Annotated in this window: 10 protein-coding genes; 6 read left to right on the top strand and 4 right to left on the bottom strand. The window is 55.6% G+C overall.

Annotated features, from left to right (window positions below; all coding sequences use genetic code 11):
• Nucleotides 1–383: 383 nt before the first annotated feature.
• Nucleotides 384–5,240: an NAD-glutamate dehydrogenase gene (locus tag RGV06_RS00135; protein ID WP_019821888.1), complete on the top strand. Its 4,857-nt coding sequence runs from the start codon at nucleotides 384–386 to the stop codon at nucleotides 5,238–5,240.
• Between the two features lie 74 nt (nucleotides 5,241–5,314).
• On the opposite strand, the gene RGV06_RS00140 is transcribed toward RGV06_RS00135, so the two are convergent.
• The gene (locus RGV06_RS00140; RefSeq protein ID WP_019821886.1) at nucleotides 5,315–5,578 is read right to left on the bottom strand and encodes a DUF4404 family protein; all 264 of its coding nucleotides are present in this window, start codon (nucleotides 5,576–5,578) and stop codon (nucleotides 5,315–5,317) included.
• 308 nt (nucleotides 5,579–5,886) lie between these two features.
• Here RGV06_RS00140 and RGV06_RS00145 point away from each other — a divergent pair, with 308 nt between their 5' ends.
• From RGV06_RS00145 to rssC, 3 genes are all read left to right on the top strand, one after another.
• Nucleotides 5,887–6,576 (top strand): VacJ family lipoprotein, encoded by a 690-nt coding sequence (locus tag RGV06_RS00145; RefSeq protein ID WP_019821884.1) that lies wholly within the window; start codon nucleotides 5,887–5,889, stop codon nucleotides 6,574–6,576.
• Nucleotides 6,577–6,917: 341 nt separating this feature from the next.
• The gene (gene rssB / locus RGV06_RS00150; RefSeq protein ID WP_019821883.1) at nucleotides 6,918–8,102 is read left to right on the top strand and encodes a two-component system response regulator RssB; all 1,185 of its coding nucleotides are present in this window, start codon (nucleotides 6,918–6,920) and stop codon (nucleotides 8,100–8,102) included.
• Nucleotides 8,099–8,581, top strand: a complete 483-nt coding sequence (gene rssC, locus RGV06_RS00155) for an anti-sigma factor antagonist RssC (protein ID WP_019821881.1) — start codon at nucleotides 8,099–8,101, stop codon at nucleotides 8,579–8,581. Before rssB ends, rssC begins: the two co-directional genes overlap by 4 nt.
• Before the next feature lie 68 nt (nucleotides 8,582–8,649).
• Here rssC and dusA read toward each other — a convergent pair whose 3' ends face one another.
• From dusA to RGV06_RS00175, 3 genes are all read right to left on the bottom strand, one after another.
• Complete coding sequence (dusA, locus tag RGV06_RS00160; RefSeq protein WP_322149028.1) at nucleotides 8,650–9,660, bottom strand: tRNA dihydrouridine(20/20a) synthase DusA; 1,011 nt, start codon at nucleotides 9,658–9,660, stop codon at nucleotides 8,650–8,652.
• A 647-nt stretch (nucleotides 9,661–10,307) separates the two neighbouring features.
• Nucleotides 10,308–10,976: a DUF3313 domain-containing protein gene (locus RGV06_RS00170; protein WP_322149030.1), complete on the bottom strand. Its 669-nt coding sequence runs from the start codon at nucleotides 10,974–10,976 to the stop codon at nucleotides 10,308–10,310.
• Nucleotides 10,977–11,022: 46 nt separating this feature from the next.
• Complete coding sequence (locus RGV06_RS00175) at nucleotides 11,023–11,307, bottom strand: hypothetical protein (RefSeq protein ID WP_019821873.1); 285 nt, start codon at nucleotides 11,305–11,307, stop codon at nucleotides 11,023–11,025.
• 163 nt (nucleotides 11,308–11,470) lie between these two features.
• Between RGV06_RS00175 and RGV06_RS00180 the strand changes: the two genes are divergently transcribed.
• Both RGV06_RS00180 and RGV06_RS00185 read left to right on the top strand, forming a co-directional pair.
• Entirely contained in the window at nucleotides 11,471–12,181 is a 711-nt protein-coding gene (locus RGV06_RS00180) for a response regulator (RefSeq protein ID WP_322149031.1), read from the top strand.
• Nucleotides 12,178–13,527, top strand: coding sequence for an ATP-binding protein (locus RGV06_RS00185; RefSeq protein WP_322149032.1), 1,350 nt, complete (start codon nucleotides 12,178–12,180; stop codon nucleotides 13,525–13,527). Before RGV06_RS00180 ends, RGV06_RS00185 begins: the two co-directional genes overlap by 4 nt.
• Nucleotides 13,528–13,631 lie beyond the last annotated feature (104 nt).

Here is a 13,631-nt window from a genome sequence, read left to right on the forward strand (position 1 = left end):
CTGATACTCACCACAGAAAGTACGGTGCTTTTATGAAGGTTTTTCGCTTGCGAATGCTAGGGTTATTCACTGGCAGCGCTTGAGGTTGCGTCCCGATGACCGAATATGTCGCCGCACCGTAAGCAGGTGGTGCGGCTCAATCGTTAAGCTGCGCGGTGATAGTTATCTCTAAAGGCACAGCCTGTTTATCCGGCAGTCGTTTTTGTAGATACCCATCCTGGAACGTGAATGTGACCCGTGGGTCACGGCCAGCTTCACCTCCCTGTCATGCTGTGCGTTGAAGGTGAACGGCCAAGATAGACCTTGCACAGTATTGGCGGCTCCCCACGCGGGAACAGCATGCGACGCTTCTCTCAATAACAAGCCCAAGCGGAGTACCACAGATGGCGTTCTTCACCGCAGCCAGCAAAGCCGACTTCCAGCATCAACTGCAAGCAGCACTGGCGCAGCACATCAGTGAACAGGCACTGCCACAAGTGGCGCTGTTCGCTGAGCAATTCTTCGGCATCATTTCTCTGGATGAACTCACTCAACGTCGGATGTCCGACCTGGCCGGCTGCACACTGTCGGCCTGGCGTCTGTTGGAACGCTTCGACCCTGCACAGCCGCAAGTGCGGGTCTTTAACCCTGATTACGAACGCCATGGCTGGCAGTCGACGCACACTGCTGTTGAAGTGCTGCATCACGACTTGCCGTTTCTGGTGGACTCGGTGCGTACCGAGCTGAACCGTCGCGGTTACAGCATTCACACTCTGCAAACCACGGTGTTGAGCGTTCGCCGCGGCAGCAAGGGCGAGTTGTTGGAGGTCCTGCCCAAGGGCACTGCTGGCGAAGGCGTCTCGCAAGAGTCGCTGATGTACCTGGAAATCGATCGCTGCGCCCATGTTGCCGAATTGAATGTGCTGAGCAAGGAACTGGAACAGGTTCTGGGTGAAGTGCGCGTGGCGGTGGCTGATTTTGAGCCGATGAAGGCCAAGGTGCAGGAGTTGCTGGCCAGTGTCGACAACTGCCAGTACGCCGTCGATGCCGATGAGAAAGCCGAAGTCAAAAGCTTCCTGGAGTGGCTGGTGGGTAACCACTTCACGTTCCTGGGCTACGAAGAATTTGTGGTACGTGACGAGGCAGATGGCGGGCATATTGAATATGACGCCGACTCTTTCCTCGGTCTGACCAAGCTGCTGCGCGCGGGGCTGACTGCCGAAGACCTGCGAATTGAAGATTACGCCGTCAGCTACCTGCGCATGCCGACCCTGTTGTCGTTTGCCAAGGCGGCACATCCAAGCCGCGTTCATCGCCCGGCTTACCCGGACTATGTGTCGATCCGTCAGATCGATGCCGACGGCAAGGTCATCAAGGAATGCCGCTTCATGGGCTTGTACACCTCCTCGGTGTACGGCGAAAGCGTGCGGGTGATCCCTTATATCCGTCGCAAGGTTGCAGAAATCGAGCGTCGCTCCGGCTTCCAGCCCAAGGCTCACCTGGGCAAGGAACTGGCCCAGGTCGTTGAAGTGCTGCCCCGTGACGATTTGTTCCAGACGCCGGTGGATGAGTTGTTCACCACCGTGATGTCGATCGTACAAATCCAGGAGCGCAACAAGATTCGCGTGTTCCTGCGCAAAGACCCGTATGGCCGTTTCTGCTACTGCCTGGCGTACGTGCCGCGTGATGTGTACTCCACCGAGGTGCGGCAGAAGATCCAGCAGGTGCTGATGGAGCGTCTGCAGGCTTCTGATTGCGAGTTCTGGACCTTCTTCTCAGAGTCGGTACTGGCCCGCGTGCAACTGATTCTGCGGGTTGATCCCAAGAATCGGATCGATATCGACCCGCTGCTGTTGGAAAAAGAAGTGGTTCAGGCCTGCCGCAGCTGGCAGGACGACTATGCGAGCCTGGTGGTTGAAAGCTTCGGAGAGGCCAACGGCACCAAAGTGCTGTCTGACTTCCCCAAAGGCTTCCCGGCAGGTTACCGCGAGCGCTTTGCCGCGCATTCTGCCGTGGTCGACATGCAGCACCTGATGAGCCTGAGCGAAAAAAACCCGCTGGTGATGAGTTTCTATCAGCCGCTGGGTCAAAGTGCCGGTCAGGAACTGCATTGCAAGCTGTATCACGCTGATACGCCACTCGCGCTGTCCGATGTGCTGCCGATTCTGGAAAACCTTGGCCTGCGGGTTTTGGGTGAGTTCCCTTACCGCCTGCGTCATGCCAATGGTCGTGAGTTCTGGATCCATGACTTTGCTTTCACCGCGGGTGAAGGCTTGAATCTGGATATCCAGCAACTCAACGACACGCTGCAGGATGCGTTCGTGCATATCGTGCGCGGCGATGCCGAGAACGATGCGTTCAACCGTCTGGTACTGACCGCCGGCTTGCCGTGGCGCGATGTGGCGTTGCTGCGTGCTTACGCCCGTTACCTGAAGCAGATCCGCCTGGGCTTTGACTTGGGTTACATCGCCAGCACCCTGAACAACCACACCGATATCGCTCGCGAGTTGACCCGGTTGTTCAAGACCCGTTTCTACCTGGCGCGCAAGCTGACGGCCGAAGACCTGGAAGACAAGCAACTGCGTCTGGAGCAGGCCATTCTGACGGCACTGGACGACGTCCAGGTGCTTAACGAAGACCGCATCCTGCGTCGTTACCTGGACTTGATCAAAGCCACGCTGCGTACCAACTTCTACCAACCGGATGCCAACGGTCACAACCGTTCGTACTTCAGCTTCAAATTCAACCCGCACCTGATCCCCGAGCTGCCTAAGCCGGTGCCCAAGTTTGAAATCTTCGTTTATTCGCCGCGGGTTGAAGGCGTGCACCTGCGCTTCGGTAACGTGGCTCGTGGCGGCTTGCGCTGGTCGGACCGTGAAGAAGATTTCCGTACCGAAGTGCTGGGCCTGGTAAAAGCCCAGCAAGTGAAGAACTCGGTCATTGTGCCGGTGGGTGCCAAGGGCGGTTTCGTACCGCGTCGCTTGCCATTGGGCGGCGGTCGTGACGAGATCCAGGCCGAGGCGATTGCCTGCTACCGGATCTTTATTTCCGGCTTGCTGGACATCACCGACAACCTCAAGGACGGTGCTCTGGTACCGCCTTTGAACGTGGTTCGTCACGATGACGATGACCCGTATCTGGTGGTCGCGGCCGACAAGGGCACAGCGACCTTCTCCGACATCGCCAACGGCATTGCCATCGATTACGGCTTCTGGCTGGGCGATGCGTTCGCGTCGGGCGGCTCGGCCGGTTATGACCATAAAAAGATGGGCATTACCGCCAAGGGTGCCTGGGTGGGCGTGCAACGTCACTTTAAAGAGCGCGGGATCAACGTCCAGAAAGACAGCATCAGCGTGGTCGGTGTCGGCGATATGGCCGGTGACGTGTTCGGAAACGGCTTGTTGATGTCGGACAAACTGCAATTAGTTGCGGCCTTTAACCACCTGCACATCTTCATCGATCCAAATCCGGAGCCTGCCAACAGCTTCGTTGAGCGTCAGCGCCTGTTCGATCTGCCGCGTTCGGCCTGGTCAGACTACGACACCAGCATCATGTCGGCGGGCGGCGGGATCTTCTCGCGCAGCGCAAAAAGCATCGCCATCTCCCCAGAGATGAAAGAGCGTTTTGCAATCACTGCTGACAAGCTGACACCGACCGAGCTGCTCAATGCCTTGCTCAAGGCACCGGTGGATCTGTTATGGAACGGCGGCATCGGTACTTACGTCAAAGCCAGCAGCGAAAGCCACGCCGATGTCGGCGACAAGGCCAACGATGCGTTGCGCGTCAATGGCAATGAACTGCGCTGCAAGGTAGTGGGTGAGGGCGGCAACCTGGGCATGACCCAGCTGGGCCGTGTTGAATTCAACCTCAATGGCGGTGGTTCCAACACCGACTTTATCGACAACGCCGGCGGCGTTGACTGCTCTGACCACGAAGTGAATATCAAAATCCTGCTCAACGAAGTTGTGCAGGCCGGTGATATGACCGAGAAGCAGCGCAATCAATTGCTGGGCAGCATGACCGACGAAGTGGGCGGTCTGGTGCTGGGCAACAACTACAAGCAGACCCAGGCCATTTCGTTGGCGGCCCGTCGTGCTTATGAGCGGATTGCCGAATACAAGCGCCTGATGAACGATCTGGAAGCTCGTGGCAAGCTGGACCGTGCCATTGAGTTCCTGCCATCTGAAGAGCAGCTTAACGAGCGCGTTGCAGCAGGCCATGGCCTGACCCGTGCCGAACTGTCGGTGCTGATCTCGTACAGCAAGATCGACCTCAAGGAAGCCTTGCTCAACTCTCTGGTGCCCGATGATGACTATCTGACCCGGGACATGGAAACCGCGTTCCCGCCGATGCTGGTCAGCAAGTTTGCCGAAGCCATGCGTCGTCACCGTCTGAAGCGCGAAATCGTCAGCACCCAGATCGCCAATGATCTGGTCAACCATATGGGCATCACCTTTGTTGAGCGCTTGAAAGAGTCGACCGGCATGAGTGCAGCGAACGTGGCGGGTGCTTACGTCATCGTGCGCGACATTTTCCATCTCCCGCACTGGTTCCGTCAGATCGAAGCACTGGACTATCAGGTGCCGGCTGAAATCCAGCTGGCGCTGATGGATGAGCTGATGCGTCTGGGTCGCCGTGCTACACGCTGGTTCCTGCGCAGCCGTCGTAACGAACTGGATGCGGCGCGTGATGTGGCGCATTTCGGTCCGCATCTGGCAGCGTTGGGTCTCAAGCTCGACGAACTGCTGGAAGGTCCGACCCGCGAAGGCTGGCAGACCCGTTATCAGGCTTACGTGGCCGCGGGCGTGCCGGAATTGCTGGCGCGGATGGTGGCGGGTACTACGCACCTGTATACCTTGTTGCCGATTATCGAAGCCTCGGATGTGACTGGCCAGAACGCTGCCGATGTGGCGAAGGCGTATTTCGCCGTGGGCAGCGCACTGGACCTGACCTGGTACTTGCAGCAGATCAGCAACTTGCCGGTTGAAAACAACTGGCAGGCGCTGGCCCGTGAAGCGTTCCGCGACGATATCGACTGGCAGCAGCGTGCAATTACCGTTTCGGTGCTGCAGATGGCTGATGCTCCCGAGGACATCGAAGGGCGTCTGGCATTGTGGCTTGAGCAGAACAACTCGATGGTTGAGCGCTGGCGCTCGATGCTGGTCGATCTGCGTGCTGCCACTGGCAACGACTACGCGATGTACGCGGTGGCCAACCGTGAGTTGCTTGACCTGGCACTGAGCGGTCAATCCGTGATCTGACTGGCCAAGCAGTAAAAAAAAGCCCCGGCTCATGTGCAGTGAGCCGGGGCTTTATTGTTTGTGGCGGGGAGGAATCAGATCCCGATGTTCCCCAGGGTTTGTACGATGTTGCGCAGCGTGACGGCCAGGGTAGGGTGGTCGACCTCGAAGCGTTCTACGGCGAGGTTGACGCTGTCGGCCAGGCTGGAATCGTTCGTGGCTTTCTCAATGTCGATTTGAGCCTGGATTTGGGTCGAGAGCTGGTTCAAATGATCACGCTCTTCTTGAGTGAGCGGGGGATTCTGTTCCAGTTGCTCGCGCAGGGTGTCGAGTTGTTGTTGCAGTTCGCGGGCAGGCATAGCATTCATCCTTTATTGATAGGCTCTGGTATAGACCTTCGCAATGAACAAAAGGTCTGTAAGCGGGCTTCTAGATTAATCCACTCGCGGCTGGAGTGCATGATCTCTATCACAATCCCTTGTACCTGCTTTTTTGGGTGGCCAACCGGTGTTTTTAAAAGAATCCTGGAGCTGAGGAACGTCTATCCTTTACTCAAGTCTGTTTAGGGTATTGCTTGGGGGCTGCCTAAAAGACATTTGCCGTTATACTGATGGCCAGACTCAGGGCATAGCGCCCAAGTATTAAGTATCTTCAGGGAGTTTTTGCTATGCGCTGGACTGATCGTCTTGCTCAACTATTTGTATGTGCCGGTGTGGCAATGTTGCCCTTGGCTGCCAGTGCCGCCACGGAAGATGACCCATGGGAAGGGTTTAACCGGGTCGTTTTCAAGTTCAACGACACCCTTGATACCTATGCCCTGAAGCCGCTTGCTCAGGGTTATCAGTACATCACTCCGCAGTTTCTGGAGGATGGCATCCACAACATGTACCGAAATATCGGTGACATCCGCAACCTGGCCAACGATGTTCTGCAGGCCAAGCCCCATGCTGCCGGTGTAGACACCGCTCGTCTGCTGCTCAACACCACGCTGGGTGTGGCCGGCTTCTTTGATCTGGGTACCAAAATGGGCCTGCATCGCAACAGCGAAGACTTTGGTCAGACCCTTGGGCGTTGGGGCGTTGAAAGCGGCCCTTACCTGGTGCTGCCTCTTCTGGGCCCTAGCACCGTACGTGATGCCGTGGGTATCTACCCGGACTCCTTCACCGAACCGTACCGCTACATCAGTGATGTGCCGGCCCGTAACATGACTATCGGCATGGACTTGATTGATACCCGCGCCAGCTTGTTGTCAGCCGAAAAACTGATCACGGGCGACAAGTACGTCTTTATCCGTAATGCGTACCTGCAAAACCGTGAATTCAAGGTCAAGGACGGTCAGGTAGTCGACGACTTTTAAATCCTTCGACTCTTGTATAAAAAACGGCCCGAGCGGCCGTTTTTTTTAATGTTGCAGATGAGAAATACTCCGCTTTAGAGCCTTTCAGACCTAGGTTTTAGTTGCCGTTAACGAGGTTCTTATAACCCGTGGGAATTTAACGTGACGAACACCTCAAACCACCATCGGCCTGAGCTTGAAACCCCCCGCGGATGGGAGTACCGTCTGCGCCTTACACGGGCACCTTTGTAGGATCGAGCAACACAGTCGATTTGAATCAGGGATGTTCACAAGCCAATTCAGTCGTGAGTCCGACGTATTCGAGATCTCGCGGCAACCTAATTCTGGCGCCGTTTGCCCACATGCAAAAAACCAGTGCCACGCTGCTGATCATTGATGACGACGAAGTAGTACGCGCCAGTCTGGCGGCCTACTTGGAAGACAGCGGCTTCAGCGTCCTTCAGGCCAGTAATGGCTTGCAAGGGCTACAGGTGTTCGAGCAAGAGCAGCCGGATTTAGTCATCTGTGACCTGCGCATGCCGCAAATGAGTGGCCTGGAGCTGATTCGCCAGGTCAGCCTGCGGTCTGTGCAGACGCCAGTGATCGTTATTTCCGGTGCGGGCGTAATGAGCGATGTGGTCGAGGCGTTGCGTCTTGGCGCTGCCGACTACCTGATCAAGCCGCTTGAAGACCTTGCCGTTCTGGAGCACTCGGTCCACCGTGCGCTAGATCGTGCAAGGTTACAGCTCGAAAACAAGCGCTATCGAGATAAGCTTGAGTCTGCCAACCGGGAGCTTGAGGCCAGCCTGCACTTGCTGCAGGAAGACCAGAACGCCGGCCGTCAGGTGCAGATGAACATGCTGCCGGTCAGCCCCTGGTCCATTGACGATTTCAACTTCGCTCACCAGATCATTCCGTCCCTGTACCTGTCTGGCGATTTTGTTGACTACTTCCGGGTCGACGAGCGCCGGGTCGCGTTCTACCTGGCTGATGTTTCCGGTCACGGTGCGTCCTCAGCGTTCGTCACGGTGTTGCTCAAGTTCATGACCACCCGCTTGCTGTTTGAATCCAAGCGCAACGGTACGTTGCCGGAGTTCAAGCCCTCCGAGGTGCTTGGGCACATCAACCGTGGCCTGATCAACTGCAAGTTGGGCAAGCACGTGACCATGGTGGGCGGCGTGATTGATGAAGAAACCGGTTTGCTGACTTACAGCATTGGCGGGCACCTGCCACTGCCGGTGCTCTACACTCCAGACAGTGTGAGTTATCTTGAGGGGCGAGGGCTGCCCGTTGGTTTGTTCAACGAAGCCACGTATGAAGATCAGGTTCTGAAACTGCCGGAATCCTTCAGCCTTACGCTGATGTCTGACGGAATTTTGGACCTTTTGACTGAGCCGACGCTCAAAGAGAAAGAAGCTGCGTTACCTCAATTGGTTAAGGCAGCGGGCGGCAGCCTGGATGGTCTGCGCCAGGTGTTTGGATTAGCTACGCTAGGGGAGATGCCGGATGATATCGCCCTGTTGGTGTTAAGCAGGAATCTTAAATGAGTACCGGTAGAATTCAGTTCGCCGAACAGGATGGCACCTTTGTCCTGAAGTTTGTGGGTGAAGTGCGTCTGACGTTGTGTTCGGCACTGGATGCAACAATCGAGAGGATCTTCACGGCGTTGAACTTCAACGCCATTGTGATTGACCTCACTGAGACCCGCAGTATCGACAGCACTACACTGGGTTTGCTGGCGAAACTGTCGATTATGTCGCGCCAAAAAATAGGCCTGCTGCCGACGGTTGTCACCACCCACGAAGACATCACCCGACTGCTGGAGTCGATGGGCTTCGATCAGGTATTTAACATCATTGGCCAGCCGATTCCGTGCCCGGGATGCCTGACGGACTTGCCTTCACAGGATCAGTCCGAAGAAGTGGTTCGCGTCAAAGTGCTTGAAGCGCACAAGATCCTAATGGGGCTCAACGACTCCAATCGCGAAGCGTTCCATGACTTGGTGAATGCACTCGAGCGCAACTGAGCAGGGTGCGGCACATAAAAAAGGGGTCGTTCCTGTGCAGGAACGGCCCCTTTTTAATTACCCCGACTTCAGCGACCCTCCAGCAACTCCCCGGCTTGATCCAGCAACGCCAGTGGGTCCTTGGCCTTATGGATGTCCACTGACAGTAACTGGCGGAAACGACGTGCGCCCGGGAACCCCTGGCCCAGTCCCAAAATATGCCGCGTGATGTGGTGCATCGAACCACCTGCTGCGATATGAGCAGCGATATAGGGGCGTAACAGCGCCAGGGCTTGAGCGCGTGAAATAACAGGGGTGATACAGCCAAACAGCTGCTGATCGACCTCTGCCAGAATGTACGGATTGTGATACGCCTCACGGCCGAGCATCACACCGTCAAATACCTGCAAATGCTCCTGGCATTGCTCAAGTGTCTTGATCCCGCCGTTGAGAATGATCTCCAGCTCAGGGAAATCACTCTTCAACTGCGCGGCAACGTCATAACGCAGAGGAGGAATGTCGCGATTTTCTTTAGGCGATAACCCTTCGAGAATGGCGATACGCGCATGCACAGTAAAGCTAGTGCAGCCTGCATCACGCACAGTCCCGACAAAATCGCACAACTGTTCGTAGCTATCGCGCCCGTTGATGCCAATCCGATGCTTGACCGTGACGGGAGTGGACACCGCATCACGCATAGCCTTCACGCAGTCTGCAACCAACGCGGGGTGCGCCATCAGGCAAGCGCCAATCATATTGTTCTGAACCCGATCACTCGGGCAGCCGACGTTAAGATTGACTTCGTCATAACCTGCGTCTTGAGCCATGCGCGCGCACGCAGCCAAATCCGCCGGCACACTGCCACCCAACTGCAAGGCCAGCGGATGCTCAGTTTCGTCATGACGCAAAAAACGCTCGGCATCACCATTGAGCAGCGCCCCAGTGGTGACCATCTCGGTGTACAGCAGCGCATTTTTGGATAGCAGGCGCAGGAAAAAGCGACAGTGGCGATCTGTCCAATCCATCATCGGCGCAACAGAAAACCTCCTAGATACCGGATTTGCTGATGGGGCTAGGTTTTCTGCGGGTTTGGTGTGCATTCGGGCAACTCTCATTTACTTCTGTTTAGCCCTTTTAAGCTCGATTTTGACGGGTTGTCGCTAAAATGCAGCAACCTCAATCAAGGGCTCAGAAAAAAAGGGTTTTATAACTGCTCGCAAGCACAAAAACGGCTCTGTCGCTTACAGCGCACAGGTCCGGATCAGGCAGTAAGGCGCCATAGTTTATCAGGAAAGGCAGACGTTCGATGGCAAGGCGAACGTCCAGGTTTGGAGTCGCGTTTTTAACTTCAAATGTCAGTTCCCGGGCTAAGTGAAAAAGCCGATAGATCCGGCGTCGTGGTCAAGGAAATCATTGGGCAGTTCATTTCCTCCACCAGGCCCGCCTTTGCTGATGTCGATTCCCCCCCTGCGGCCGCTCAAACCTCATACCCAGGCCGCAAAACAGGTAACACCATGGGCGTGCGATGCCTCCAAGTAGCAAGGGTGCGGTCTGATCCAGATCACTGGCCGGGCCAACTACATGGCATGAGGGAAGCGCTGGGTGTTGACGTGATAAAGCAGCCCGAACTGCTGGAGAAGCCACAGCACGACTACATGTCAGCGGTAGGTTTCAAGGCGCCCAAGGACCTGAATACGCTGGCCATACTTGAAGAGACATGCATTGTTGCATGCCAACGTATGAGTACTTAATTCCCGCCGGATGAGTATGCCTGTCGCATATCGAAGGCCCAGCCATCGAGCACCGGCTTGAAATCATCCAGGGTCATGACCTGCTTGTCATTTTCCAGTGGACGGCCAGTTTCTTTGCGCACTATTTGCGCCACAACGTCTTGGTCGACGGCATCCAAAACAGCCACTTCGGTGGTGATTTCACTGTCCTGGTCGCGGATGCCGGTAGCCGTGCTGACGCCGGCAGCAAGCAGTGTCACGGGAAGCCACTCATAAAATCGCAAGCTCTGCGTCCTGGCCGCGACAGAGATGATGGAGGACCTGATGGTTAGTGTGTCGGGGCCAGGGGTTTCGACGACAGTCATGACTTTGCCCAGTTCGTGTTTGAGGGCGGTATCGTAGTAATGGGTTACGGCCGAGAGCGTTGACTGCGGAGCGCGTTCGGTCGGTAGCACTTCTGGATAAAAAAGGCTCGGCTCGATATACACACGGGTGTAATGGTGGGCATGCAGTGTCGGACTCGCCCAAGTCAGCACCTTTTTCCCGGATGGAAGCTTTTTTTCCGTCAGTTGGCTGTAGTCATGCAAGAAGCCCGAAAACTCTTCGGGTGTGATGGTTTTACTGGCACAAGCAGTGAGTGAAATGGATAGGGTCGCCAATAGCGGTAGCGAGATACTTCTTCCCATTTTTTGCGTTCCTGAATCGATGTTTCATTAATGGTACTTGCAGCGCTCAGACGCCCGGGCGGCCCTCTGAGTCCTCGATTTTCAGTTCGCCATTAGCCATGATCCATTGAGTGAACTCGCAGACCGGCACGGAGTAGGCGTACTCCACCCATTGGCCACTTCCCGGACTGTAATGCTCGATGTAACGGATCAGGACGATACGTTCACGATCGCTTGAAAGTGTCATGCGCGACTCTTGAAAAAGTACTGGATCGTTGTTCCAGACCTTGCTGGTGAGCTGCTTCAGGATTAAAGCGTCGGTGCATGTGTCTTTGCTGCTCAATGTCTGCATGGAGGGCACTCCGGAATAGATTGCGCGCAGCTTGCCTGAGTGTTTTTGCCTGAAGATGTCTGATTTATGTCTGCAAAGCAGAAATGTTTCACGATTGAAATAAATGACCGTCACGCCAGAATAGTTTTAGATACCTTCCTTTTTGCACCATGGATCACTGAATGTGAGCAGGTTACTGATCGTCGACGACGATGTGGAAATCCTATTGCTGCTAGAGAAGTTCTTTCTCATGCATGCCTATGAAGTGGAACTGGCCACCGATGGCAAGGCAATGTGGGCGGCAATCGACCGCAAGCGTCCGGACCTCATCATTCTCGATCTGATGCTTGCGGGTGAGGGTGGTTTAAGCCTGTGTCAGAAGTTGAGGCTCAATACTCGTATTCCGGTGGTAATGCTGACCGCTATGGGGGAATTGAGTGACCGTATTGTCGGCCTGGAGTTGGGTGCCGATGATTACCTGACCAAGCCTTTCGACCCCAGAGAGTTACTTGCCCGGTTACGCGCGGTGCTGCGCCGGGCCAATGATCCTGTACACCCGCGGATCGAAGACACACGGCTGGTTATCCGTTTCGCTGGCTGGCATCTGGACGTTACGCGCCGCGAATTGCGTTCGTGCGCAGATGTAATGATTCCGCTCTCTGGCGGTGAATTCGATCTACTGGTGGTCTTTCTTGAGCACCCTGAACGTATCCTTACGCGTGAGCAATTGATCGATCTGACGCGTGGGCAGAATCATGAAGCCTTTGATCGAAGCATCGACGTGCAGGTCAGCCGCCTGCGACGAAAAATAGAGCCAGACAGCAAACGTCCAGATCTGATTCGTACCGTGCGCAATGGTGGGTATATGTTCAACGCCAAGGTGACGCGGACGTGATTCGTCAGATTGCGCACATAGATACTCTTCGGCGCCGGATTGCATTGACCATAGTCGCGGCAATGCTGTCTTCGCTCGTACTCTATGCCCTGTTTGTTCAGGTCGCCGGAGTCTGGGCCAAACCCCCGGTGGATCAAATCGGGTTGCTGGACCAGGTCGCAGCTACGACGCGAGTCATCCAGGCGGCACCGCCTGCAATGCGCGCGCAGTTGTCGGACGCAGCGAGCAATCCGACACTTGAGGTGCAATGGCGCGAACGTCGAAGCGGCTTCGAACTGCCTGTGTCTGGTACCTTGTTAGGCCCTGATAGTTCGCCGGTTTTGCGTGAGTTGCTGGGGGAGACAGATCACAAAATTGAAGTCTTACAGCCCGCCAATTGGCCCGCGGATAGCCCGCAAGCTCGCTATGTCATGTTGATACAACTGAGCGACGATAGCTGGTTGTCGTTTACGCCACCGCAACGCAGTTGGGGGATGAGTGCTGCGTTGCGCTTTGCCATCGTTATTGCCCTTGGCCTGGTTGCGACTTGGTTGGTTGCCTGGTTCGCCACGCGCCAACTGGCTAACCCGCTGCAACGTTTCACCAGCGCTGCGCAACGCTTTGGTGGGGACCTACACGCGCCTCCCATTGATATCGAAGGGCCGTATGAAATTCGCCAAGCGATTATTGCTTACAACACCATGCAAGCCAAAATTCAGCAATTCATCGCCGAACGCACGCACATGCTAGCGTCAATCTCCCACGACCTGCGCGCGCCTCTCACGCGCATACGGCTTCGTTGCGAGTTTATTGAAGACATTGAGCAGCAACGCAAGCTGATCCGCGACACTGATGAAATGCAATCGATGATCAACTCGGCTTTGGGTTTTTTTCGCGACGAGGCACTGCAAGAACAAGCCACCAGTTTTGATCTCTCAGAGCTGCTGCAAACCGTGATCGATGATTATAGCGATCAGGGTATCGTTGTTGATTTTGCAGGCCCGCCCCATCTGGTGTTTTTCGGCCGCCCGGTGGGTATTAAAAGGATAACTGCTAATTTGCTGGAAAATGCCGTGAAGTATGCGAAACGACCGTGCATAAAATTGAGCAGTGACACGTGCTCGGTTCGCATCGAGGTGAGCGATGAAGGGCCAGGGATTCCTGAATCGGAGCTGGAAAACGTTTTTTCCCCATTCTTCCGACTTGAACCCTCTCGTAATCGTAACTCCGGTGGCGTTGGCCTGGGCTTGTCCTCGGCTCGGGCGATGTCACGCCTGCACGGCGGAGAGTTGCTGTTGAGAAACCGTTGTGGCGGCGGGCTCGTTGCACACGTTGAGTTGCCCCATGGGTTGTTGAATCGGCCTTAGCGGGGCGGTTTTGGTCTGGTTCCGGTTAGTGACCCTTTTTACATACTCACCGGCTGCGTTGGTGTTGGCCAAGCGAACGCGAAGGACGTTTGATGGCTTCAACC

The sequence above is a fragment of the Pseudomonas sp. CCI3.1 genome (assembly GCF_034313985.1).
Taxonomy (GTDB): Bacteria; Pseudomonadota; Gammaproteobacteria; order Pseudomonadales; family Pseudomonadaceae; genus Aquipseudomonas; species Aquipseudomonas psychrophila.